Source organism: Vreelandella sp. EE27, from assembly GCF_968206495.1.
Window position 1 is genome coordinate 3,824,921 of the sequence record NZ_OZ309109.1, and the last position, 21,925, is coordinate 3,846,845.

20 protein-coding genes are annotated in these 21,925 nt (G+C 62.2%); 10 read left to right on the forward strand and 10 right to left on the reverse strand.

Annotated features, from left to right (window positions below):
- The first annotated feature begins 10 nt into the window (after positions 1 to 10).
- The 5 genes from ACWHVV_RS17885 to ACWHVV_RS17905 all read left to right on the forward strand — a co-directional run bounded on the left by ACWHVV_RS17885 (position 11) and on the right by ACWHVV_RS17905 (position 6,544).
- Complete coding sequence (locus ACWHVV_RS17885; protein WP_447927418.1) at positions 11 to 400, forward strand: sarcosine oxidase subunit delta; 390 nt, start codon at positions 11 to 13, stop codon at positions 398 to 400.
- The gene (locus tag ACWHVV_RS17890) at positions 397 to 3,438 is read left to right on the forward strand and encodes a sarcosine oxidase subunit alpha (RefSeq protein WP_447927419.1); all 3,042 of its coding nucleotides are present in this window, start codon (positions 397 to 399) and stop codon (positions 3,436 to 3,438) included. The genes ACWHVV_RS17885 and ACWHVV_RS17890 overlap by 4 nt, the downstream gene beginning before the upstream one ends.
- The gene (locus ACWHVV_RS17895; protein WP_447927420.1) at positions 3,431 to 4,081 is read left to right on the forward strand and encodes a sarcosine oxidase subunit gamma; all 651 of its coding nucleotides are present in this window, start codon (positions 3,431 to 3,433) and stop codon (positions 4,079 to 4,081) included. The genes ACWHVV_RS17890 and ACWHVV_RS17895 overlap by 8 nt, the downstream gene beginning before the upstream one ends.
- 57 nt (positions 4,082 to 4,138) lie before the next feature.
- A complete protein-coding gene (gene purU, locus ACWHVV_RS17900) occupies positions 4,139 to 5,005 on the forward strand; it encodes a formyltetrahydrofolate deformylase (protein WP_447927421.1) in 867 nt (288 codons plus the stop codon).
- A 156-nt stretch (positions 5,006 to 5,161) separates the two neighbouring features.
- On the forward strand, positions 5,162 to 6,544 hold the full coding sequence (locus tag ACWHVV_RS17905; RefSeq protein WP_447927422.1) for an L-serine ammonia-lyase: 1,383 nt from the start codon (positions 5,162 to 5,164) through the stop codon (positions 6,542 to 6,544).
- A 77-nt stretch (positions 6,545 to 6,621) separates the two neighbouring features.
- On the opposite strand, the gene pobA is transcribed toward ACWHVV_RS17905, so the two are convergent.
- Positions 6,622 to 7,806, reverse strand: coding sequence for a 4-hydroxybenzoate 3-monooxygenase (gene pobA, locus ACWHVV_RS17910; RefSeq protein ID WP_447927423.1), 1,185 nt, complete (start codon positions 7,804 to 7,806; stop codon positions 6,622 to 6,624).
- A 153-nt stretch (positions 7,807 to 7,959) separates the two neighbouring features.
- Between pobA and ACWHVV_RS17915 the strand changes: the two genes are divergently transcribed.
- Both ACWHVV_RS17915 and ACWHVV_RS17920 read left to right on the forward strand, forming a co-directional pair.
- Positions 7,960 to 8,862: a helix-turn-helix domain-containing protein gene (locus ACWHVV_RS17915; RefSeq protein WP_447927424.1), complete on the forward strand. Its 903-nt coding sequence runs from the start codon at positions 7,960 to 7,962 to the stop codon at positions 8,860 to 8,862.
- A 75-nt stretch (positions 8,863 to 8,937) separates the two neighbouring features.
- Entirely contained in the window at positions 8,938 to 9,651 is a 714-nt protein-coding gene (locus ACWHVV_RS17920; protein WP_447927425.1) for a lipopolysaccharide kinase InaA family protein, read from the forward strand.
- Positions 9,652 to 9,655: 4 nt separating this feature from the next.
- Here the strand turns inward: ACWHVV_RS17920 and ACWHVV_RS17925 are convergent, their stop codons facing one another.
- The 4 genes from ACWHVV_RS17925 to ACWHVV_RS17940 form a co-directional block, all read right to left on the reverse strand.
- On the reverse strand, positions 9,656 to 10,945 hold the full coding sequence (locus ACWHVV_RS17925; protein WP_447927426.1) for a TRAP transporter large permease: 1,290 nt from the start codon (positions 10,943 to 10,945) through the stop codon (positions 9,656 to 9,658).
- Complete coding sequence (locus ACWHVV_RS17930) at positions 10,935 to 11,462, reverse strand: TRAP transporter small permease (RefSeq protein WP_447927427.1); 528 nt, start codon at positions 11,460 to 11,462, stop codon at positions 10,935 to 10,937. The genes ACWHVV_RS17925 and ACWHVV_RS17930 overlap by 11 nt, the downstream gene beginning before the upstream one ends.
- 3 nt (positions 11,463 to 11,465) lie before the next feature.
- Positions 11,466 to 12,497, reverse strand: a complete 1,032-nt coding sequence (locus ACWHVV_RS17935) for a TRAP transporter substrate-binding protein (RefSeq protein WP_447927428.1) — start codon at positions 12,495 to 12,497, stop codon at positions 11,466 to 11,468.
- 170 nt (positions 12,498 to 12,667) lie between these two features.
- On the reverse strand, positions 12,668 to 13,333 hold the full coding sequence (locus tag ACWHVV_RS17940) for a GntR family transcriptional regulator (RefSeq protein WP_447927429.1): 666 nt from the start codon (positions 13,331 to 13,333) through the stop codon (positions 12,668 to 12,670).
- Between the two features lie 135 nt (positions 13,334 to 13,468).
- Between ACWHVV_RS17940 and ACWHVV_RS17945 the strand changes: the two genes are divergently transcribed.
- Genes ACWHVV_RS17945 through ACWHVV_RS17955 form a run of 3 tightly spaced genes read left to right on the forward strand, consistent with a single transcriptional unit; the run spans position 13,469 to position 16,572 of the window.
- Positions 13,469 to 14,533 (forward strand): aromatic ring-hydroxylating dioxygenase subunit alpha, encoded by a 1,065-nt coding sequence (locus ACWHVV_RS17945; RefSeq protein WP_447927430.1) that lies wholly within the window; start codon positions 13,469 to 13,471, stop codon positions 14,531 to 14,533.
- A complete protein-coding gene (locus ACWHVV_RS17950; protein ID WP_447927431.1) occupies positions 14,530 to 15,498 on the forward strand; it encodes a PDR/VanB family oxidoreductase in 969 nt (322 codons plus the stop codon). The genes ACWHVV_RS17945 and ACWHVV_RS17950 overlap by 4 nt, the downstream gene beginning before the upstream one ends.
- 48 nt (positions 15,499 to 15,546) lie before the next feature.
- On the forward strand, positions 15,547 to 16,572 hold the full coding sequence (locus tag ACWHVV_RS17955) for a TRAP transporter substrate-binding protein (RefSeq protein ID WP_447927432.1): 1,026 nt from the start codon (positions 15,547 to 15,549) through the stop codon (positions 16,570 to 16,572).
- A 99-nt stretch (positions 16,573 to 16,671) separates the two neighbouring features.
- On the opposite strand, the gene pcaG is transcribed toward ACWHVV_RS17955, so the two are convergent.
- The 5 genes from pcaG to mdlC all read right to left on the reverse strand — a co-directional run bounded on the left by pcaG (position 16,672) and on the right by mdlC (position 21,867).
- Positions 16,672 to 17,304 carry a protocatechuate 3,4-dioxygenase subunit alpha gene (gene pcaG / locus ACWHVV_RS17960; RefSeq protein ID WP_447927433.1) on the reverse strand — a complete coding sequence of 211 codons (633 nt, stop codon included), beginning with the start codon at positions 17,302 to 17,304 and terminating at the stop codon, positions 16,672 to 16,674.
- A 16-nt stretch (positions 17,305 to 17,320) separates the two neighbouring features.
- Positions 17,321 to 18,043, reverse strand: a complete 723-nt coding sequence (pcaH, locus tag ACWHVV_RS17965; protein WP_447927434.1) for a protocatechuate 3,4-dioxygenase subunit beta — start codon at positions 18,041 to 18,043, stop codon at positions 17,321 to 17,323.
- A gap of 127 nt (positions 18,044 to 18,170) precedes the next feature.
- Positions 18,171 to 19,109: a pca operon transcription factor PcaQ gene (gene pcaQ / locus ACWHVV_RS17970; RefSeq protein ID WP_447927435.1), complete on the reverse strand. Its 939-nt coding sequence runs from the start codon at positions 19,107 to 19,109 to the stop codon at positions 18,171 to 18,173.
- A 67-nt stretch (positions 19,110 to 19,176) separates the two neighbouring features.
- Positions 19,177 to 20,193, reverse strand: coding sequence for a TRAP transporter substrate-binding protein (locus tag ACWHVV_RS17975; protein ID WP_447927436.1), 1,017 nt, complete (start codon positions 20,191 to 20,193; stop codon positions 19,177 to 19,179).
- 93 nt (positions 20,194 to 20,286) lie between these two features.
- Positions 20,287 to 21,867 (reverse strand): benzoylformate decarboxylase, encoded by a 1,581-nt coding sequence (mdlC, locus tag ACWHVV_RS17980; protein WP_447927437.1) that lies wholly within the window; start codon positions 21,865 to 21,867, stop codon positions 20,287 to 20,289.
- Between the last annotated feature and the right edge of the window lie 58 nt (positions 21,868 to 21,925).

A 21,925-nucleotide genomic window follows, 5' to 3' on the forward strand; every position in this document is an offset into this window, starting at 1 on the left:
GAGAGCTAACATGTTCTATATTCACTGCCCCTACTGCCAGGAGCACCGCGAGGAAGAGGAGTTTCACCCTCGCGGCCAGGCTCACCTGATGCGCCCCGCGGACCCGGAAAACACCACCGACGAAGAGTGGGGCGACTACCTGTTCTTTCGCGATAACCCGCGCGGTATTCACCATGAAATGTGGGTGCACTCGGTGGGCTGTCGCAAGTTTTTCAACATCACCCGCAACACGGTGACCTACGAAATCCTCGAGACCTACCCGATGGGCGAGCAGCCGACCATCACCGCCGAGTCCGAAAAAGTCCGCAAGGAAGAGGGCGTACAAACCGCCGACGGCGGCTGGCAAACCATCGGTGCCCAGCCCGAAACAAAGGCCCTGAACGAGGAGGCTTCGTCATGACGCAGACCAATCGTATCGATGCCGGCGGTCGTGTCGATCGCTCCCAGGTGCTCGAGTTCACATTCAACGGCCAGCGCTACCACGGCCTCAAGGGCGACACGCTCGCCTCGGCCTTGCTCGCCAACGGCGTGGACATCGTCAACCGCAGCTTCAAGTATTCGCGGGCCCGCGGCATCGTCGCCGCCGGTGCCGAAGAGCCCAACGCCGTGGTCCAGCTCGGCGCCCGGGACGACACCCAAGTGCCCAACGTACGCGCCACTCAGCAGGCGCTTTATAAGGGGTTAGTCGCGCGCAGCACCAACGGCTGGCCCAGCGTCCAGCGCGACGTGATGAGCTGGGTGGGCCGTTTAGGCGGTGGCTTCATGCCGCCAGGCTTTTACTACAAGACCTTCATGGCCCCGGCCTCCATGTGGATGACCTACGAAAAGTACATCCGCAAGGGCGCGGGCCTTGGCCGGGCACCGACCGAGTCCGACCCGGATATCTACGACCACATGCACCACCACTGCGACGTGATGGTCGTGGGTGCTGGCCCCGCCGGACTAATGGCGGCGCTGACCGCCGCCCGCGCCGGCGCCCGGGTGATTCTCTGCGACGAGCAGGAAGAGATGGGCGGCTCGCTTCTGGATAGCCGCGAGACGCTCGACGGCGTTTCCGCGGTGCGCTGGGTCGACGAGACCGTAAGAGAGCTTGCCGGTCTCGACAACGTCACGCTACTGCCCCGCACGACCGCCAACGGCTACCACGACCACAACTTCGTGACGCTGCACGAGCGGCGCACCGAGCACCTGGCGGACACCGCCCGGGAAGCCGGTTTCCCGGGGCAGTCCCGGGCACGGCTTCACCGCGTACGGGCAACCCAGGTGGTGCTTGCAAGCGGCACCCACGAACGCCCGCTGGTGTTCGCCAACAACGACCTGCCCGGCACCATGCTCGCGGGTGCGGTGTCGACCTATATTCGCCGCTACGCCGTGGTGCCGGGTAACAAACTGGTGCTCTCGACCAGCAACGACCACGCCTACCGCGCCGCGCTCGATTGGAAAGAGGCCGGCCGCGAGGTCGTCGCCATCGTCGATGCCCGCGCCAACCCGGACGGCGATTTGGTGCGCCAGGCCCGGGACAGCGGCATTCGCGTGATCACCGGAAGCTGCGTCGTCGAAGCGCGCGGCGGTCAGCGCGTCACCGGCGCCCGCGTTTGCGCCGTTGATCTAGAGCGCTTCGTGGTCACCGGTAAAACCGAAGACCTCGAGTGCGACACCATCGCAAGCTCCGGCGGCTACAGCCCGGTGGTGCATCTCTCCTCGCACACCGGCACCCGCCCGCAGTGGAACGAAGAGCTTCTGGGCTTCGTGCCCGGCGAAGTAAAAGGCATGGTTTCGGTAGGCGGCGTGGCCGGCCACTTCGCGCTTACCGAGACACTGGCGGACGCCGCCCGCGCCGGCCAAAAGGCCGCCCAGGCAAGCGGTTTCGAAAACGCCCCAGCGTGTGAGGTGCCCGCCACCCGCGCCCGCCGCGAAGGCCCCGCCTGCGCGCTTTACCAGGTCCCCCACGAAAAGAGTACGCTGCGCGCGCCCAAGCAGTTCGTCGATTTGCAAAACGACGTCACCGCCGCGGGCATCGAAGTTGCCACCCGGGAAGGCTTCGAGTCCATCGAGCACGTCAAACGCTACACCGCGCTGGGCTTTGGTACCGACCAGGGCAAGCTTGGCAACATCAACGGCATGGCCATCGCCGCGCGCTGCCTGGACCGCTCGATTCCGGAAGTGGGCACCACGGTGTTCCGCCCCAACTACACGCCGATCACCTTCGGCGCCATCGTCGGCCGTCACTGCAACGAGCTATTCGATCCGAAACGCTACACCGCGCTGCATCAGTGGCACCTGGAAAACGGCGCCGAGTTCGAGGACGTGGGCCAGTGGAAACGCCCTTGGTACTTCCCGCGTACGGTGAACGGTAAAAAAGAAACCATGCATGACGCCGTCGCCCGGGAGTGTCTGGCGGTGCGCGAAGGCGTGGGGATTCTCGATGCCTCGACGCTTGGCAAAATCGACATTCAGGGCCCGGATGCCCGCGAATTTCTGGGCCGCGTCTATACCAACAAGTGGGCCAAGCTCGACGTCGGCCGCGTGCGTTACGGCCTGATGTGTAAAGAAGACGGCATGTTGATGGACGACGGCACCACCAGCTGCCTCGGTGACAACCACTTTCTGATGACCACCACCACCGGCGGTGCCGCCGGCGTGATGGAGTGGCTGGAGCTTTGGCACCAGACCGAATGGCCGGAGCTTCAGGTCTACTTCAACTCGGTGACGGATCACTGGGCGACCATGACCGTGACCGGGCCGGATGCGCGCAAGCTGATGGAGGAAGTCACCGATATCGATCTCGACAAAGAGCAGTTCAAATTCATGGACTGGAAGGAAGGCAACGTGGCCGGTGTCCCGGCACGGGTGTTCCGAATCTCGTTTACCGGGGAGCTTGCTTACGAGATCAACGTTCAGGCCAACTACGCCCTGCACGTCTGGAAAAAGCTTTTTGAGCACGGCGAGAAGTACGCGCTGACGCCCTACGGCACCGAAACCATGCACGTGCTGCGCGCCGAAAAAGGCCTGATCATCGTCGGCCAGGACACCGACGGCTCGGTAACGCCGGAAGATTTGGGCATGCAGTGGGCGATCGGCTACGACAAACCCTTCCCGTGGATCGGCAAGCGCGCGCTGAGCCGCCCGGACACCATGCGCGGCGACCGCAAACAGTTCGTCGGCCTGAAGCCGAAAGACCCGAGCGTGGTACTCGAAGAGGGCGCGCAGATCGTGTTCGACAGCACGCAAAGCATCCCCATGGCCATGAAAGGCCACGTAACTTCGAGCTACTACAGCCCCTCATTAGGCCACGGCTTCGCTCTGGCGGTGGTGGTCGAAGGCCGCGAGCGCATGGGCCAGACCGTCTACCTGCCCATGACCGACGGCACGATGCACGAGGCCGAAATCGTAAGCCCCGTCTTCATCGACCCGAAAGGAGAGCGTCAGCATGTCTAACGCGAGCGTATCGAACGTGCAAGAGTTCAACACCGTGCCTGACGGCAACCCAGCGGTCGAGTCGCCGCTGGCCTGGAGCTACCAGCAGCAAGCGACGCCGGAGGCGCGCCAAGCGTCGCCGGGCGTGGTGCTGCGCGAAAAAGCCCTAATGGGCCATCTGGTGCTGCGCGGCGGCGCCATCGTGCTGGACGAGGCGGTGCGCCAGGTGCTGGGGCTGAGTCTTCCCGCCAAACCCAACACGATGACGCAGGACGAAAGCGGCGAGCGCTCGATTCAGTGGATCTCGCCGGACGAGTGGCTGGTGATCGTGCCTGGCGGCGAAGAGTTCGCCCTGGAGCGGGCGCTTCGCGAGGCGCTGGGGGGCGCTCATTTCAGCATCGTCAACGTCAGCGGCGGCCAAACCGTACTGACGCTTGGCGGCGCGAACGCGCGCGAAGTGCTGATGAAATCGATCTCCTTCGATGTTCACCCCAGCGCCTTCCCGGTGGGCAAGGGCGTGACCACGGTATTCGCCAAGGCGAGCGTGGTACTGCGCCGCTCGTCTGACACCGAGTGGGAGCTGGTCATCCGGCGAAGCTTTGCCGACTACTGCTACCGCTGGCTGCTCGATGCATCGAAAGAATACGGGATCGACACACAATAACAAACACTTCGGCCGGCCCCGCCGGCCGCCCCTGACTGTGGATGAATGAGACGCGCCATGAGCCGAATGACGGATACCTGGATTATCACTGCCCAATGCCCCAGCATTCTGGGGACGGTCGATGTCGTGACCCGCTTCTTAAAGGAGCAACACTGCTACATTACCGAGCTGAGCTCCTTCGATGATCGGCTCGGCGAGCGTTTCTTCATTCGCGCGGAGTTTCGCCCGGAGCGCGAGCCCTTCAACGAACAGGCGTTCCTGGAGGATTTCACGTCCCGCGCTGACGCCTTCGAGATGGCCTTCGAGCTGACGCCGCCGGCCAAGCGCACCGGGGCGGTCATTCTGGTCTCCAAGGCGGACCACTGCCTGAACGACCTGCTCTACCGTTACCGCACTGGGCAGTTGCCGCTGGATATCCGGGCGATCATCTCCAATCATCCGGATTTAGAAGCGCTGGCCGAGTGGCACGACCTGCCCTACCATTACTTACCCATCACCCCGGATACCAAGGCCGAGCAGGAAGCCCAGGTGCTCGATATCATCGAGAAAACCGGGGCGGAGCTGGTGATTCTGGCACGCTACATGCAGGTACTTTCGCCACGCATGTGCGAGCTGCTCGACGGCCGGGCGATCAACATTCACCATTCGCTTTTACCGGGCTTCAAGGGCGCCAAACCCTACCACCAGGCCTACGAAAAAGGGGTGAAGCTCGTCGGCGCCACCGCCCACTACATTAATAACGACCTGGACGAAGGCCCGATCATCGCCCAGGGCGTCGAGCCGGTGGACCACGCGCACTACCCGGAGGACCTGGTGGCCAAGGGGCGCGATATCGAATGCCTGACGCTCGCCCGGGCGATTGGCTACCACCTCGAGCGGCGCGTGTTCTTGCACAACGGCCGCACCGTGGTGTTCGGTAACTAGTACCGCCTGGCCTTTGCGGCCCACGTGATGGGCACAGCACAACAACAATGAAGTCTGCTTACAAGCAAGGCGCGTGCGAAGGCGTAGCATCAATGTGCGCTTCGCGTGTCCTATACTCAGTGAGCGGGCTTTATACTCTCAATTCAGAGGTCTCCCATGCCTATCAGTGTCTTCGACCTTTTCAAGATTGGCGTCGGTCCATCCAGCTCGCACACGGTCGGCCCCATGATGGCGGCCTTCAAGTTTGCCACGGCCGTGGACGAGGGCCAGATGCTTGGCCAGGTCAGCCGCCTGGAAGTGCACCTTTACGGCTCGCTTTCGGCCACGGGCATCGGCCACGCCACCGACCACGCCATCATCATGGGCCTGCTCGGCGAGCGCCCGGACACGATCGACCCGGCGATCATCGGCCCAACCATCAGCGCGCTCAAAGAGACCCAGCGCCTGTCGTTTTGTCGCCAGCAGGACGTGGCCTTCGTGTGGGACCGAGATTTGGTGTTTCACGAGGAAAGCCTGCCCCACCATCCCAACGCCATGAAGCTCTGCGCGTTTGCCGAAGACGGCCGTACGCTTTTGGAAAACACCTACTACTCGGTGGGCGGCGGCTTCGTGGTCGACCAAAGCCAGGTGGACGCCAAGCTCGAAGACATGGACACCGCCGAGATCCCCTTCGACTTCAACTCCGCCGAGGAGCTGCTGGCGCTTTGCAAGCGCGAAAACATGAGCGTCAGCCAGTTGATGATGGCCAACGAAAAAACCTGGCGGCCCGAGCAGGCGGTGCGCGACGAGCTGTGGCGCATCTGGCGGGTAATGTGCGAGTGCGTCGACAACGGCCTGACCCACGAAGGCGTGCTGCCCGGCGGGCTCAACGTCAAACGTCGCGCCAAACTTCTGCATCAACGCCTGTCGGCCGCCGAACAGGACCCCTGCCTGATCGCGACCACCTTCTCCGCCATGGAGTGGGTCAACATCTTCGCGCTGGCCGTGAACGAAGAAAACGCCGCTGGCGGGCGCATGGTCACCGCGCCGACCAATGGTGCGGCGGGCATCATCCCGGCGGTGCTGCACTACTACATGAAGTTCCAGGCAGGCTCAAGCGAGCGTAACGTGGTGGACTTTCTGCTCGCCGCGGGGGCGATCGGCATTCTGTGCAAGAAAAACGCCTCGATCTCCGGCGCCGAAGTGGGCTGCCAGGGCGAGGTCGGCTCCGCCTGCGCCATGGCCGCCGCCGGTCTTGCCGAGGTCATGGGCGCCACCCCGGAACAGGTCGAGCACGCCGCCGAGATTGGCCTGGAGCACAACCTGGGGCTAACCTGCGACCCGGTGGGCGGGCTTGTTCAGGTACCCTGCATCGAGCGCAACGCCATCGCCACCGTCAAGGCGATCAACGCCGCCCAAATGGCGCTGCGCGGCGACGGCACCCACTTCATCTCACTCGATAAAGTGATCCGCACCATGCGCGACACCGGCCGCGACATGCTCGACAAGTACAAGGAGACCTCCAAGGGGGGGCTGGCGGTGAATGCGATCGAGTGTTGATACGGGAACGGGCTCGTTCCGATACAAAGCCCAGGCCTTGCCTGGGCTTTGTTGTATCAATCAGACTCGAATGGGCGTTACTCCAGCGGCTCGTAAGGCAACCCCACGTAGTTCTCGGCAATCGTCGTCAAACCGGCTCGAGAGCTGGTTACGTAATCGAGCTCCGCTAGCTGCATGCGGCTGTTGAAATCCTCTTCATCGGAGAAGTTGTGCAGCATCGAGGTCATCCACCAGGAGAAACGCTCGGCTTTCCAGATGCGCTTTAGGCAGGTTTGCGAATAGCGCTCGATGAGATCCGTGCGCCCTTCCTGGTAGACCTTCACCATCAGCCGGTAAAGCGTATTCACGTCGCTGGCGGCCAGGTTCAGCCCCTTGGCACCGGTGGGTGGCACGATATGCGCGGCGTCGCCCACCAGAAACAGCTTGCCGTACTGCATAGGCTCGACCACGTAGCTGCGCAGCGGCGCGATGCTTTTTTCGATCGAGGGGCCGGTCACGAGCTGTTCGGCCACCTCTTCGGGCAAACGGCGCTTGAGCTCCTCCCAAAAACGCTCGTCCGACCAGTTTTCGACTTTTTCGTCCAGCGGCACCTGCAGGTAGTAACGGCTGCGGGTCGCGGAGCGCATGCTGCATAGGCTGAAACCGCGCGGGTGGCGGGCATAGATCAGCTCATCGGAGACCGGTGGCGTGTCCGATAACATCCCGAGCCAGCCAAACGGGTAAACCTTTTCGAACTCGGTCAGGCGGTCTTCGGGGATGGCCTGGCGGGAAACGCCGTGATAGCCATCGCACCCGGCGATATAGTCGCAGTCCAGGCGTACGGTTTCGCCGTTGTGCTCGAAGGTTAAATAGGGCGAGTCGCTTTCCAGATCACTAGGCTGAACATTTTCAGCTTCATAGAGCGTCGTGGCGCCAGCGGCCTCACGGGCCTGCATCAAATCACGGGTGACCTCGGTCTGCCCATAGACCATCACCTGACTGCCGCCGGTCAACTCATCCAGCGCGACGCGCACGCGACGGTTATCGAAGGCCAGCTCGAAACCGTCGTGGGGCAAGCCTTCCTTGTCCATGCGCTCATCGACGCCGGCTTCGCGCAGCAAATCCACCATGCCCTGCTCGAGCACGCCTGCCCGTATACGGCCCAGCACGTACTCGCCGCTGCGCCGCTCGACGATCACGTTGTCGATACCCTGGCGATGCAGTAATTGGCCCAGCAACAGCCCGGAGGGGCCGGCACCGATAATCGCAACTTGTGTCTTCATGGGGGGAGGCCTCATCGTCATTATTATCAAGCGAAACGTATGGCTTGTATTTTTGACCGATAAAGGCGCTAACATAAGGCAGAATATCGAGAGTCTCTTGGACTTTTCACGTATCCATGACCCACCTTGGTCGAACACGGTGATTGCCGCCCGATGACACAGCGCCCGATCGTCCCCGTCTTCAAGCTATACGGCGAAACCGAGCACTGGCCGACGCCGGACTTGCTGCACTGTGAATCCATTGCCGAGCGCAGCCGCTTGCACGATTGGCGTATTCGCCCCCACCGGCACGCCGATCTCGTGCATATCCTGTTGATCAAGCGGGGCAGCGTGGCGCTGGAGCTGGAGGGCGCCCATCACCACTTCCAGGATATGGGTACGATCGTAGTGCCGGCCATGACGATTCACGGTTTTCGTTTCTCTGCTGACGTGGAGGGCGACATCATTACCCTCGCCAAACCGTTGGCCGAGCACCTTTCCCGCGCCCTGGAAGGGAGCAGAGTACTGTCGAAGGCGGGGTTTTACCGTTTGGAAGGCGCCAGCAACCAGCAGCAGATCGCGACGCTGGTCGGTCAAATCAGCCGGGAGTACCATCGACCGGCGCCGGGGCGTCGTCAGCTATTGGAGATATTGGCGCAGGCGCTGGCGATCGAGCTGGAGCGCCTCACCCTGCCTGCAAAGACGAGCATCAAAAGCCGCCGCTCCCAGCGAAGCGAGAAAGGGCGTCAGCACTTCGAGCGTTTTCAGGCATTGGTCGAAACGCACTACCGCCAGCAACCCAGCATCGCGATGCTGGCAGACCAGCTAGGCATGAGCAGCGCCCACCTCAATCTGACGTGTCGCAAACAAGCGGGGCTCAGCGCGCTGCAACTTCTTCACGAGCGCGTGTTATTGGAAGCCAAGCGGCAACTTACCTACACTAACATGACGGTTGCCGAAATCGCCGATAGCCTGGGGTTCTCCGAGCCGGCGTACTTTACGCGTTTTTTCAAGCGTAATACGGCGCAGGCCCCTCGCGAGTTTCGCCAGCGGCAAACGCACCTGTTAACGCACTAGCGGAGTAGATCGATCAACCGGCCGCCGGCGCTGCGAGCGTAGCTCCCCCGATTAACGTCATTATCCAAGATTTCAATGAAGAAAAAATTACAGCGCTTCATCTTTCCCGAAAAACCGTCCTGGTACCTGGTCCGCGACACCCAGCATGCCCGCTTGCTAAGCCTTGGCGAGCTGCAGCCCATGCCGCAGCTCGATGCGCAGAGCAGCAGCCGCTTTTATGCCCAACCGCAGTCGAGCACCCTGTTCAAGCTGGTGGGCGACAAGTACTCCCCCAAGCGGAATTTCTGGCGCTGGCTGGGGCGCGATATTCTCTCCAAGCGCCTGGCGGGTTCCTACGATGCTCACAAGGAGTTCAAAAGCCGCCGGATTCTCAAAAAGCTGGGCCAGCGCACGGTGGATGTGCGCTGTTACGGCGTGGCGCTCAACTTTCTGAACCCGCTGGGGTCACTCTATGCGATGGAGTACATGAATAATTGCACCACGGGCAGCGCCTATTTCGAAGCGCAGAATGAGCAGGGGCGCCACGCGTTTATCGAATCCCTCGGCCAGCAGGTCGCTCAGCTTGCCCAGGCAGGCTATTACCACCGCGACCTGCACATCGATAATTTACTGGTCGACAGTGAGCACCATTTGATCTGGATCGATACCCATATCAAGGCGCTGCCGTCCTCGACGAGCAAACGGGCCAAACTGCTCAAGCACATGCTCGAGCATAACCGCATCGAGGGAGCGGCGTATCGAGCCGAGCTCAGCGCTCGGCTCGCGCCCTATTTCCAGGGCACGCCTTGAAAGATTAGAGCAGGAAAAACGTGCTCAAGACAGGGAATGCGATCAAAAGCGCCAGGCGGATGAAGTCCGAGACAATAAACGGCGCAACGCCTTTGAAAATCTCACCAAGGCCCACATGAGGCGCCATGGCCTTGATCACGAATACGTTCATTCCCACCGGCGGGGTGATCAACCCAAGCTCCACGGTCAACACGGTAATAATCCCGAACCAAACCGGATCGATACCCAGTGCCTGAATAATGGGATACACCACGGGCACCGTGATCACCAGCATGGCGATCGAATCCATGAACATGCCCAGCACGAAATAGAGCAGCAGGATACAGAGCACGATCGCGATGGGTGCCAGATCCACGCCCATCAAAAAATCGCTGATCGAGAAAGAGATCCGCGAGACCGAGATGAAATAACCCAGCGTCTCGGCACCCACCAGCATGAAGAAAACGACCGCCGAAAGCGCCAGCGTTTCTTGCAGGCTTCGCCATAAACCGACCAGGCGCATCCCTTTATAGAAAGCGTACAAAAGCGTGGCGAATGCCCCCACGCTTGCGCCTTCGGTCGGGGTAAAAAGGCCGAAATAGATCCCCAGAATCATCACCAAAAACACGGCGAAGAAAGGCAGCAGCCCGGAGATCGAGCCCAGCTTCGCCCGCCAGGTGGTCGGCTCGCCGGCTACCGCCAGCTGGGGGCGCAGGCGCATCATCACCGTCACCGTCAGGGCGTACATCACAAGCCCCATCAGGCCGGGAATGAGTCCGGCCATGAACATGTCACCAACGGACTGCTCGGTTAAAATCGCGTAGATCAGCAGGGCAATGCTGGGCGGAATCATGATGCCTAAGGTGCCGCCAGCGGCAAGAGCGCCGGTCGCAAGACCCCGGTTATAGCCATAGCGTTCCATTTCCGGCAGGGCCACCCGGGTCATGGTGCTCGCCGTGGCAAGCGACGATCCCGAAATGGCCGAAAACACCCCGCACGACCCCACCGCGGCGATCGCCAGCCCCCCTTTCCAGCCCCCGCAGATCGTGCGCGTGGCATCGAAAAGCTTGCCCGCCATGCCCGAATGCGCGGCCAGTACGCCCATCAAGATGAACATGGGCACGGCACTGAAGCTGTAGTTCGAAAGCACTTCGATGGGCACGGTTTTCAGCTGCGCGATGGCGGCGTCCCAGCTAATGATCCACGCAAAACCGCCCACTCCGATCACCAGCATGGTCAACGCGACGGGCACCCGCAGCACCATAAGGACCAGCAGTAGCCCAAGGCCTATGGCCCCGATCATTTCACTCCCCATGGGCAACGTCTCCTTCAGCGCCAAAGAGCGCACCCAGCAAAGCATGCAGGGCGCTGCGAATACCCAGCATCAGGCTCATGGCGGCCGCGGCGTAATAAATGGGCCCCATGGGCAGGCGTAAATCCTGGGTTACCTCTCCGTGTCGCGACGCCGCTGCCGCCGAATCCAAAAGCCCGGTGAACAGCACCAGCCCCAGGGCGGCAAAGCCGAACAGATAAACCCCATGAAGTCGGTTTTTCATCCAGGCGGGCAGACGGTGTGAAAAAGCCTCGACCACGACCTGGCTTTTTTCGACGTTGGCGGCCATGGCGGCCAGCAAGGAGCACAGCATGAGATAGCTCACAAGCTCCACACTGCCGCTGACACGCAGCGCGAACGCGCCGTCCGTCAACCGGTACAGATAGCGGGTGCTGACATCCGCAATCGTGACCATCAGCAGCGCCACCAGGGCGATCCCGGCAATGACACGGCATAACAGGGCCAGCCCATGGCTGGCCCTTTCCAGGGAAGTCTGCATTCATTACTCCTGGCGTGCGGCGCAGTCGGCGCTGGCGCTCAACGCTGCCTCGTAAACCTCGCGTGCCTGGCTCAACCCACGCTCTTCGAGCTGACTCAGATACGTTTCGATACCGGCTTCCAGCGGGCCCTGCCAATCGGGGTGCTCGAGCGGGTTCTCGATTTCGCGAATGGTGTGTCCCGCGTCGACGGCCTCTTGCTTGCCTTCTACGTCCAGGCGATCGAATACTTCACCGGCCTTCTGGGCCCACTTCATGCCCGAATTATCGTCGATCACCGCCTGCTGTTCGGGAGAAAGACGCTCGTAAGCGCGCTGATTCATCGTGGCGACGAACACCAGCGTATAAAACGGCACTTCGGTGTGATAGCTCACCAACTCGTTGATACGAAAGCCTGCAAGGCCCTCCCAGGGGAAGCTCAAACCATCGATCACGCCGCGCTGCATGGAGGTATAGATATCCGGCGCTGGCATCCCGACCGGGCTTGCGCCCATGTTCTCCAGCATTTGACCGGCAACGGCGGTCGGGCGGCGGATACGCAGGCCTTCCAGGTCAGCGGGGGTTTGAACATCGGTATCGATGGTGTGGATACCGCCAGGCCCGGTGGTGAACATGAAAAGCGGGCGCGTATCTTCATACTCGCTATCCAGATGGCCATCGTCATAGAGGGTTTGCAGTACGCACGCGCCTTGGGTCGCCGAGTTGGCAACACCGGGTAGCTCGACGATTTGAGAAAGCGGGAAACGGCCCGCCGTGTACCCCTGCGCCGTCGCCCCGATATCGGTAATACCGTTGGCCGCCGCTTCGTAGATGGAATCGGGCTTGGCAAGCGTCCCCGAGGGGAACATCTGGACCGTCAGATCGCCGTCGGACTCTTCGGCAATGGTATCGGCCCAGGCTTGCAGAACGTCTTCATTGACGCCGGATGCGCCTGGCCAGAAGTGGGCCATACGTAGCGTGGTGGCCGCCTGGGCTGAGGCCATCGAGAGACCCGCAATGGTGGCGGCAATCGCACACCGAGTGAAAATTGCTTTCATGAGAAGCTCCAGTCCAGTCAGTAGAACGCACTTGTTCGCATAACGAATATTAGTTCGTTTTATGAAAACAACCTTAATCCACTAATCCCCTCAGAGCTAATCGACCTTGGTCTACTTTTTTGTAAAATCCTTTGGGCACAGGCGCCTGGTGAGCGACGCCAAGCAGTGGGTCAGAAGCGTTCTGCATAGCGGATACCAATCAAAGCGTGCTCGCGCATCAACATTTCGACACGCGCCCCCTCGCCGTTTTCAAGCGCCTGATAAATAAGCTCGTGATGCAGCTGGGCCAATTGCAACTTTCTAAATTCACGGATCAATTCACTGTCATCGATCACGATGGAGGCCGCGGCCGCGAAGGGCAGGTGGTTGTTACGCGCAATGGCATCGCCAATGACACTACTACCGGCTGAATTCACGATCTTTTCATGAAAACGGTAATTGAGTTCGATCCAACACTCGATATCGGCTTCGCTCAAAGATCCCTTCTCGATCACCTCTCGCCCTTTTTGGATCCAAAAGAACAACTCACGGCGCTGCTCTTCCGATACGCCCCGCTCGGCCAGGCGCCGCGCGGCCAAACCCTCCAAAACGCCACGAACCTCGACGGCGCAGTGAATGTCGTCCTCGGTAAACTCGCGCACCATAAAACCGCGTTTACCCGCCCGCTTGAGTAGCCCTTCCTGCTCCAGGCTCCTGAACGCCAGGCGCACAGGCGTTCTCGAGACCCCCAGATGCTCGGCGACGGCCTCTTCGCCCAGCCGTTCACCTTGCGGGTAGTCCCCTTCCTCGATCAATTTACGAAGCCGGCTGGCAACGCTTTTATCGTTGCTACTCATCAATGCGTCCCTATATCAACAGCCTTTAGCCCCACTCAGCGAGCAGGCTAAACCAAAGTATGGGTTGACCACCAAATCACTCATGCCCTTTACTTTGGATCCAATAAAAAAGAAAACTTCAAAGAGGATATCACCGTGACGCAACAAGCTCCCTACCCATTGAATACCTGGTACGTCGCCTGCACGCCTGATGAACTGGACGGCAAGCCGCTAGGACGAACCATCTGCAACAAGCAACTCGTGTTCTTCCGCGGTGACGAAGGCCGCGTGGCCGCCATGGAAGACTTCTGCCCCCACCGCGGCGCGCCGCTCTCTCTCGGGTTCGTGCGCGACGGCAAGCTGGTGTGCGGCTACCACGGCCTGGAAATGAACTGTAGTGGCAAGTGCGACAGCATGCCCGGCCAGCGCGTACGCGGCTTCCCCAGCGTCACGTCCTACCCGGTCGAGGAGCGCTATGGCTTTATCTGGATCTGGCCCGGCGACCCGGACAAGGCCGACGCCGACCTCATCCCGGTTCTCGAGTGGGCGGATAATCCCGAGTGGGCCTACGGCGGTGGTCTTTACCACATCGGCTGTGAATATCGGCTGATGATCGACAACCTCATGGACCTGACCCACGAGACCTACGTGCACGCCTCGAGTATCGGCCAGCCCGAGATCGAGGAATCCGCTCCCGACACCAAAACGAATGGCGACGAGGTCATCACCAGCCGCCAAATGGAAAACATCTCCGCACCGCCGTTCTGGCAGGCGGCGCTGCGCGGCAACGGCCTGGCCGACGACGTGCCGGTGGACCGCTGGCAAATTTGTCGCTTCACCCCACCAAGCCACGTGCTGATCGAAGTCGGGGTCGCCCACGCGGGCAACGGCGGCGTCGACGCACCGGCGGACAAGAAAGCCTCGAGCATCGTGGTGGACTTCATCACCCCGGAATCGGACACCTCGATCTGGTACTTCTGGGGCATGGCGCGCAACTTCAAACCCGAAGATCAGGCATTGACCGAGAGGATCCGCGAAGGCCAAGGCAAGATCTTCGAAGAAGACCTCGAGATGCTCGAAGCGCAGCAGCGCAACCTGCTCGCCTACCCCGAGCGGCAGTTGCTGAAGCTCAATATCGACGGCGGCGGTGTACAGGCGCGCCGGATCATCGACCGCATCCTCACCGAGGAGCGTGAAACGGCGGTGGAGGCGAGCGCATGAGCCATACGGCCCCTTCGCTGATCGTGGAGGTCAAGGCACGCCACGAGGAAGCGCTCGATATCGTCACGCTCGAACTCGCTGATCCGCACGGCCGGGAGCTCCCGGCCTTTAGCGCCGGCGCGCATATCGATGTGCGCGTCAAAGAGGGACTCATCCGCCAGTATTCGCTTTGCAACCACTCGGACGACCGCGCGCGCTACCTGATCGGCGTGCTGCGCGACCCGGCCTCCCGCGGCGGCTCCACCGCCATGCACGACGAGCTACAGGTGGGCGAGCTGGTGCAGATCAGCGCGCCCAAGAACCACTTCCCCCTGGAACCTGCCAAACGCACCCTGCTGCTGGCCGGCGGTATCGGCATCACGCCGCTGCTCTGCATGGCCGAACGCCTAGCGCACACCGACGGGGAGTTCGAGCTCCACTACTGCACCCGATCGCAGGAAAGAACCGCGTTCTACCAGCGCCTGAAGGCGTCCGCGTTCGCCGAGCGGGTGCACTTTCACTTCGATGATGGCGAGCCAAGCCAACACCTGAACCTCGAGACGCTGCTCGGCCAGCCGGATCCGGATACCCACGTCTACGTCTGCGGCCCCAAGGGCTTCATCGACGCCGTCCTGACCGCCTGCAAGGCCGATGGCTGGCCGGATGACCGGGTGCATACCGAGTATTTCAGCGGCGCCGAGACATCGAGCGACGACGATGGAAGCTTCGAGGTGCGTATCGCCAGCAGCGGTCAAAGCTTCACCGTACCCGCGGACAAGACGGTACACCAGGTGCTCGCCGAAAACGGCATCGAGGTCATGGTCTCCTGCGAACAAGGCGTGTGCGGCACCTGCCTGACCCGTGTACTGGAGGGCGAGCCGGATCATCGCGACCTTTATCTGGAAGATCATGAGCACGCGGCCAATGACCAGTTCACGCCGTGCTGTTCGCGTGCTAAAAGCAGTGTATTGGTATTGGATCTTTAAGAGTTCCAACGCCCCTGGTTTCTCTGGATAGACAAAAGGATAACTATAATGAAAAAAACCCCGACGACCGTGACCCGCGCCGCACTGATGAGCGCGCTGGTTTTACTGCCCGCCGCCGTAGAGGCGCAAACGACGCTTCGCTTGGCCCACGTATGGCCCGGCGGCTCGATGATCGACCGCGCGCTTTTTCAGACCTGGGCCGAAAGCATCAACGAGGCTTCCAACGGCGAGCTCAATGTCGAGGTCTTTCCCAGCCAGACACTGGCCAAATCCGCACAAACCTACGAGAGCACCGGGCGAGGGATTGCGGATATCGGTTCATCCGCTCAGGGCTACACCGCCGGGCGCTTTCCGCTGACCCAGATCGTCGAGCTGCCCGGCGTCTCCTCGAGTGCGCACGAAGGCGCCTGCATTCTGCAATCGCTTTATGAGCAGGGCCACCTGGACGACGAGTACGCCGATACGCATCCGCTGTTCTTCTTCACCACCGGCCCGGGCTACCTGCATACCAAGGAGCGCCAAATTGAAAAGCCAGACGACCTGGCGGGCTTGAGACTGCGACGCCCCACCCCGGTCGTGGGTGACATGATGGAGCGTTTGGGCGCCCAGGCCGTGGGCATGCCCGCCCCGGATGTGTTCACCGCCATGCAGCGCGGCGTGGTGGATGGCCTGAGCTTCAACTGGGAGGGCATGAAAACCTTCCGCCTCAACGAACTGGCCAACTACCACACCGAAGTGCCGCTTTATGATCTGTCGCTGTTCGCAGTCATGAACCAGCGCAACTACGACAATCTGCCGGAAGAGCTTCGCCAGGTGGTGGACGAGCATAGTGGCATGGCCTGGTCGATGCGCGCCGCCGAGGTCTACGACACTTTAATTGAGCAGGGCCGCCAGGAGGCCGTCGAGGCGGGCCATACGTTCATCGCTATCGAGGATGCGCTCGAGGATCCGGATTGGGGGCCGGTGCTGCAGGAGACCATCGACGGTTACATCGACGAGGTCGGCGGCAACGCCCAGCAAGTGTACGACGCCGCGATGGCACTCAAAACGGAATGCGCGACCAGCGATACCTAGCGGCCGAACGGCGGGCCGTGGCCAGTTGGATTTTCGCAAAGCAAAAGCGCCGGGCAAGCCCGGCGCTTTTTCGTTTACTCGGCAAGCCAGCCAGGGCGACTAGAAGTCGAAGAAAATCGTCTCTTGCGGCCCCTGCAGGTGGATGTCGAAACGGTAACGAGTGATGCCGTCGTGCTCCTCGCGCTTGGCGATCAGCGTCTGACGGCGCTGGTCCGACTCGACCCGCGAGAGCACCGGACATGCGCGGTTGGCCTCAGCCTCATCGTCGAAATAGAGGCGCGTCTGCAGCTGAATATTGATGCCCCGAGCAAACACCGCCAGATTGATGTGCGGGGCCATCGGCGTGCCGCTGGGGTGAACGACGGCGCCCGGCTTGACGGTCTTGAACAACCACTCGCCCTGTTGCTCGGCGATCGTAGCGGTGCGCCCGAAGCTATTGAATACATTACGTAAATCGTAATTCATTTGATAATGACCGTCGGCGTCGGCCTGCCAAGCCTCCAAAAAGGCATCGCGCACCGGGTCACCGTTGCCGTCGATGACGGTGCCGACGATCTCGATATGCTCGCCCTTGGCATCCGGCCCGGCCATCTCGTTCCAGATTTCTTCGTCGCGCTCGGGATTGCCGGCGGCGGCAGGCGCCAGGCCGATGTGCACATAAGGGCCGGCAGTCTGCGAGGCGGTTTCGCGCAGCATCAGCTCGCTGGTCGGCTGGGTGTTAGGCTGTTTCATGATGGTCTCCCCCGCCTCACTGGTTTTCGAAATAGGTTTGGAGTTCGCCGCGCACCACGATATCGAAGCGGTACGCAAGGCAATCCATCGGCCGGCTCTGGGCCATGTCCAGCCGCCCGATCATCGTTTCGACCGCCTCCGGGTCGTTCAGCGTATGAACGATGGGGCAAAGCGGAATCAGCGGGTCGCCCTCGAAATACATCTGGGTAATCAGCCGCGTCGAGATCGACGGCCCCATCACCGAGACGTGAATGTGCGCCGGGCGCCAGCTGTTCACGTCGTTGGGCCAGGGGTAGGGGCCGGGCTTGATGGTGCGGAAACGGTAAAAGCCCTGGTCGTCGGTCAGACAGCGACCCACGCCGCCAAAATGGGGGTCCAGCGGCGCCAAGTAGGCATCTTTCTTGTGCCGGTAGCGCCCGCCGGCGTTGGCCTGCCACATTTCCACCAACGTGTGGGGCACGGGCTTGCCGAACTGGTCGACCACGCGGCCATACATGATGATCCGTTCGCCCTGGGGCAACCCTTCGCCCTGGGTGAAATTCATCAGCAGGTCGTTATCGAAACGGCCCATGTGCAGGTGGCTGAAGTCCGGGCCGGTCAGCTCCGAGGCGGTGGGCTGCTGCAGACTCATCAGCGCCTGCTGGGGCGAGCGCGCCACCGAGGTCTTGTAGCCGGGGGCGTAGGCAGGGGGGTGCCAGTTACGGTCGCGGGTCACGAAGCGTTTATGATTATGGGTCATGGGCGAAGCTCTTGATGACGTTGTAAGCACCGGCCGCTCTTGCGCCGGTAAGCTACGAGTGTGGCGCGTCGCCCCACCCTTGCCAATTGAAGAGTCATGTCCGCCCATAACCCATGGGTTATGACCACTAAGACCTTGGTTGAATGCGCTGCGCCGCGACCTGGCGCAACGTTTCGCAGAACGCATCCCGGGTCATCGACTTTTCCATGCTCGCGTTGGTGCAGATCCCCACCGAGCCCCCCTGGGCTTCGAAGGGCAGCGCGATTTCGACGAGCTCCCCTTTTTCGAGCTCCCCGACCACCGCTTCCCGCGGGGCGATCCAAAGCGCGTCGCTCTCCAGAGTGTAGCGGTGGCTGACCGGCAGCGAGAGGGTTTCCAGCAGCAGCGCCGGCAAGGTGATGGCGTGGCGTACACAGAAACTATCGACCTGCTGGCGCAGCGTGGTCTGGGGTGGCGGCAACGCCCACGGGTAGGCAATCAATTGCTCGGCGGCCACCGAAGAGAGCGCCGCCAGGGGGTGCGCCTGCCGTGCAACGATAACCAAAGGCTCATAGTAGAGGTGCTCGAAGTAAAGATCCCCGATCTCCCGCGCTTCGGTCATGCGGCCCACCACCATGTCCAGCTCGCCCAAACGCAGCCGCGACAGCAGATAGGCGCTGGCCCCGCTCACCACCGAGACACAGGTATCGCCCTGGCCCGGCGGCGGCGCGCTATGCCAGCGCTGGATCGCTACCGGCAGCAGCCGGCTCTCGACGGTGGAAAGCGCGCCCACGCGCAGCCAGCGCTTGCCACGGTGGGCATCGCCAATGGCGCCCACCCCTTCGTCCAGCGCGCGCATGGCGGGGCCGGCGTGGCGCAGCAGCGTCAGCCCCGCCTGGGTGAGCGACACCCCCTGGGATGCGCGCTCGAAAAGCGGCGTCTCGAGAATCTCCTCGAGTTCGCGTATCGCCTTGGAAATGCCCGGCTGGCTGATCGCCAGCGCCTCGGCGGCGCGGGCGAAGCTGCGCCGCTTGGCCACTTCGAGAAACGCCATCAGGTGGCGCAGTTTGATGCGAGCGTTCAGCATGGCTCTCCATCCGCGAAAGGAAAGCCCCTACCTTCGCCGATTCACCCGCGCAAGGAAACCACGCGATTCACTCTGCACACTCGTCGCGCAGGCTCAAGGCGCGCTCATGGACCTCGCGGGCGTTATCCAGGCCGCGCTGTTCGAGCCGCGTCAGGTAGCGCTCGGTGCCCTCTTCCAGCGGCCCTGCCCATTCGGGGTCGTTCAAGGGGTCTTCGACGGTGTGGATGGTATCGCCCTGCTCCAGCGCTTCTTCACGGCCCACCGCATCGAGCTGGTGATACACCTCACCGGCCACCTGGGACCATTCCATACCGCTGTGCTGGTCGATCACCGCGCGCATATCATCGCTCAACCCCTCATAGGCATCACGATTCATGACCGCCATGACCGCCCCCGAGTAGTAGGGCACCTCCAGGTGGTAGTCGACCAGCTCATTGATCCCGAACACGCGCATCGCCTCCCAGGGAAAGCTCAAACCATCCATGACGCCGCGCTGCAGCGAGGTATAAATATCCGGCGCCGGCATGCCCAGCGGATCCGCCCCCAGGCTCGAGAGCATCTCACCGGCGACGTCGCTCGGCCGACGGATACGCAGCCCCGCCAGATCCGAAGGCGACTCGATTTCGGTGCTGCGCGTATGCAGGTACGCCGGCCCGGTGGTGAACAAAAACAGCACCTTGACGTCCTCGTACTCGCTGGCGATCAGGTCTTCGTCGAAGAGCGTCTGGAGAATGCACGAGCCTTGCGGTGCACTGCTGGAGACCCCCGGCAGCTGCACGATCTCGGAGAGCGGGAAGCGACCGGAGGTGTAACCCTGAAGCGAGGCGGCGATGTCCGAGACGCCGTTCACCGCGCCCTGGTAGGCATGGTCCGGCTTGCTTAGCGTGCCAGAGGGAAATATCTGAACGTCGAGCTCGCCCTGGGAGGCCTGTTCGACGCTCTGCGCCCAGGTTTCGAAAATCTCCTTATGGACGGCGGAGGCCGAAGGCCAGAAGTGGGACATTCGCAGCGTTTCGCCCTGGGCGCCGAAGGACGCGGTGGCGACGCAGGCGGCCAGCAGGTTGAGTGAGATGGCGCGTTTCATGAGGTCGTCCTCTTGTTGTCATTATCAAGCGATGGTCATTGTCGAGCGAAAGTCATTGTCGAGCGAGTTGCGAAAGCGTGGTGGCGCCCATGTTTAGGTCTGGAGCGTAGGCACCTCGATCAGCAGCGGAGTATCCATGCCAAGGCCCTTCGTCAGCGCGGCTTCCAAATCCTCGCGGTTCGTGGCGCATACGGCCTTTACGCCGTAACCTTCGGCCAGCGCGCAGAAGTCGATATCGGGCACGTCGAGCCCCGGGGCGTCATCCACCTGCATGTGCCGGGCAAAGCCGCGCAGGGCGCCGTAGGTGCCATTCTTGAGAATGATGAAGATCACCGGGACGCGGTACTGGGCCGCGCTCCAGAGGGCCGTGATGGCGTAGTTGGCCGAGCCGTCGCCGACCAGGCCAATCACCTGGCGCTCGGGTTTGGCGAGCTGGACACCGACCGCCGCCGGCAAACCAAAGCCGAGCCCGCCGGCGGCGGGGAAGAAGTAGCTACCGGGGTGGCGCATCTCGACCCGCTCCCAGAAGATTTCCACCGTCGAGGTGGCCTCCTTGACGTAGATGGCATCCTTGGGCGCCAGCGCGTTCACCGCTTCGAACACGTTAGCCGGCGCCATTCGGTCCTGCTCGTCCTGCACGGCGCCCGGTGTCGGTAGCGCTTCGGGCATCGCGCGGCTGCTTGCCTCGAGACGCGGCAAGAGCGCCTCGAGCATGCCGTGCACACTGCCTACGTAGGCCTCCCCCACTGGCGCTCGGGCGGCCTCGTCCGCATCGGAGGTAACGTGTATAAGGCGGGCCCCATCCGGCAGGTAGTGCCCTGGCGCGTACTTGTGATAGCGAAACACCGGCGCGCCCACGACGATGACCAGATCATGGCCCTCGAGCTGCTCACTGATCCCGGCGATGGCCGCGGGCAACACGCCGCGAAAGCAGGGGTGGCGGTTGGGAAATGGGCAGCGCGACGCCGACGGCGCCACCCATACCGGCATTTTCAGGCGCTCGGCAAGCTCGACGGCCAGCGCGCTTGCCTGTTCGGCGTCGACCTCCGGGCCGAGTACCAGCACCGGGTTCACCGCCGCCTGAAGCCGCCCGGCCAGACGCTCGACCTGCCCCACCTGCGGCGCACTGGCATGGCGCACCTCGCGCTCCAGCAGGTGGCGTGCCTCCTCGCCGGCCTCGCGCTCCCAGTCGTCGTGGGGAATGGAGACGTAGACCGGCCCCCTGGGCGGCGCGCTCGCGCTGTGAATTGCCTGGCTCAGCGCCCGCGGCGTGTCTTCGGCGCAGGACGGCTCATAGCTCCACTTGACCAGTGGCCGGGGAAGCTGCGGCGCGTCGACATTGGCGAGCATCGACTCGACGCCGATCATCGAGCGCGCCTGCTGGCCGGCGGTGAGCACCAGCGGCGAGTGGGAATACCAGGCGTTGGTCAGCGCGCCCATGGCGTTGCCCGTGCCCGCCGCGGCGTGCAGGTTCACGAAGGCGGGCTTGCCGCTTGCCAGCGCGTAGCCATCCGCCATGCCGGCCACCACCCCCTCGTGAAGCCCTAAAATGTACTCGAAGTCCTCCGGCATGCCCTTGAGAAACGGCAGTTCGTTGGAGCCTGGGTTGCCGAAGATCCTGGTGATCCCCTGGCGGCGCAAGAGCGCGTAGGTTGTGGCGTGGACGCTGGGCATCGGCTGCTCCTTGTTGGATGTCTTGCATCCAACCTAGCGGGCTCGCCTATAATTGATC